Genomic DNA, 2176 nt, shown 5'->3' with positions numbered 1-2176 from the left:
CTGGCGCCGGGCCTGTTCCAGCGGCGCCTCGACACCTCCGGCGCCGACCTCGTCGCTGCCCCGCTCGGCGCGCACCCGGCCGTGGTGGCCCTCGTCCTGCGCCGCTACGCCGAGACGAGGGCGCGAGTCAGTCGGCCACCGACGAGCGGACGCCCTCGGTGAGCGGACCACCACCTCGGCGTGGGCCGCTATCGCCTTGGGTCTTTCCGTATACACCCGGAAATCGTGGAGCCGCTGAAGCGGGATTGTTTTGAGCAACCGCTCGCCTGGCACCCGGACAAGCCGCTGCGCTTTCGCGGTGACCTGTCCGTTCGTTCTAGCCACACGATCGAATTAGACCGCATGCACCGTGCCAGCCGACATGGGAAGCTGTTTCCGCGACTCCGCGCGGTGGCGCTCCGGCAACGACGAGGAAGGGTTTCACATGTCAACAGTAGCGGTTCCAGTGGGTGAACACGCCGAGGTGTTCGAGCTCATTCTTCCCGATACGATGTCCTCCACGGCCGAAACCGTGGAGAACTACGACTATTTCAGTGTCGAGCCGGATTCCAAGATCACGGCGTTCCACGGGTTCAGCACGTTCAAGGGCGTGGCCGTCACGGGGGAAGGGGCGGACATCGAAGGCATACTCCGCGGAACTCTGAAGAGTTACAACTTCAAGAGGCTGTACCAGGTATACCACTTGAAGGGCTCGGAAAGCTGGAAGGTGTGGGTCGCCGAATTCAAGAAGGACACCACGCAGAGTCAGTTGAAACAAGTGTTCAACGACGAGCAGATGGAAAATATCGACGTGGAGATGAAGTACACCATCAGGGCGAACTATCTCCGCGGTGTGTCGCGTGTCCGTGTCGGGTTCGAGACCATCAAGCTCAAGCTCAACGGAACCGAGAAGAACTTCACGATCGCCAACCCCGCGTCGGGCAGTGCCAAGGACCAGAACGGCCAGGACATTCCGGTCGACTTCAAACCGGTCTGATGTGACGCGAGTATCTCAAGCAAGAAACCCCGGCAGCTTCGGCCTTGTCCTGCCCGCAAGGCTGAAGCTGCCTCTCGTGCTCGAAACAGAACGGTCGTGAAGTCCGATGTCCTCGTCGCTCGTCATCGAGCAACTCGCCGCTCTCGACCAGTCCGAGCGACCGGGCGACGCCGGGGCGGTCGAAGTCCAGCAAGGGGTGTATTCCTTCTCACGATGGATCGACATGGAAGGAGGCACGCAGACCGTACTGAGAGAGTCGTTCAAGAAGACGGCGACCACGCACGACTGGACCATGTTGTACTCGCTGTACGCCGTCCCGCTCGACGCCGGCCTGAACGAGTGGGTGAAGAAGTACAAGTCGTATCCGGACACGACACTCCTCGCCAGGATGTTCCCATACCTCACCGAGCGCACCTTCAGTCTGTCGTGCGAAGCGCGAATCCACATCAAGGGCTCTCACCCCACGAAGGTCAGACTGGGTTTCCGGGTGCTTCGGCTGAAGAGCCACGGCATCACGAAGGACGCCGTCCTGTTCAACTCCGCCAATCTCGTCGCTCGTGACGGCCACGACACTCCCTACGACGACGTGACGTGCTCCTGCTCGTAGGGCGGCCGTCGGCACCGGCCGACGGGTCGGGTCTCGGCGCGGAGGTTCCGGCCGCGTGCGGGTCCTGCCTGGGGGTCGGCGCGCCGAGAGTGTGCGGGCGCGAGCGCGACGAGGCCGTGTGGTGGAAGGCTCGTGGTGCCGCTCGCGGTGGCGAGCGCGCACGCGTCTCACGACCACCGCACGCGCAGCGTGGAGAAGCCGCGTACCGCGCGCACGCGGTCCGCTTCGTCCTCCGCGGCGGCACGCACGGGTGCCGGGACGGTGGTGAACCCGGCCAGTGTCACGTCGAGCCGTGTGCCCGACGACGTCGTACGCCAGGTGCCGATGACCTCGCCGTCGGCCAGGATCGCCCCCGGATTGCCGAGGACCTTCCACAGCTGTGCGCGGTGACGCTCGTCCGGCACGAGCAGCGCGCGGTCCCGTGCCTGAAGGAACGGGTCCCCGGGCGGCAGCAGCCGCACCACGTCCGGTCCGGGCGGATTCTCCAGCGCGGGCACCACCTCGGCGGGCACGTGCAGCCGACGGCCGTCCACCCGGACCTCCGCGAGGTCGCCGGGCCACAGGTGCCCGGCGACCGTCGCGCGGGTCGTGCC

The 2176-nt window shown here is 65.4% G+C and carries 3 protein-coding genes; 2 read left to right on the top strand and 1 reads right to left on the bottom strand.

Going from position 1 to position 2176, the window contains the following annotated elements:
* The first annotated feature begins 349 nt into the window (after positions 1-349).
* Positions 350-976 (top strand): hypothetical protein, encoded by a 627-nt coding sequence (locus tag SACSA_RS0118475; protein ID WP_157596994.1) that lies wholly within the window; start codon positions 350-352, stop codon positions 974-976.
* Positions 977-1082: 106 nt separating this feature from the next.
* A complete protein-coding gene (locus tag SACSA_RS0118470) occupies positions 1083-1583 on the top strand; it encodes a hypothetical protein (RefSeq protein ID WP_019819211.1) in 501 nt (166 codons plus the stop codon).
* A gap of 167 nt (positions 1584-1750) precedes the next feature.
* On the opposite strand, the gene SACSA_RS0118465 is transcribed toward SACSA_RS0118470, so the two are convergent.
* On the bottom strand, positions 1751-2176 hold a 426-nt coding region (locus SACSA_RS0118465), incomplete at its 5' end, for a DNA glycosylase AlkZ-like family protein (RefSeq protein ID WP_019819210.1).

The sequence above is a fragment of the Saccharomonospora saliphila YIM 90502 genome (assembly GCF_000383795.1).
GTDB lineage: Bacteria > Actinomycetota > Actinomycetes > Mycobacteriales > Pseudonocardiaceae > Saccharomonospora > Saccharomonospora saliphila.
The sequence above is the reverse complement of the archived record's forward strand: the minus strand, read 5'-3'. Positions and strand labels throughout refer to the sequence as shown.

What these genes read in the sequence shown, in the direction of transcription:
- SACSA_RS0118470 (WP_019819211.1), top strand. Translation starts at nt 1,083, where the DNA reads ATGTCCTCGTCGCTCGTCATCGAGCAACTCGCCGCTCTCGACCAGTCC.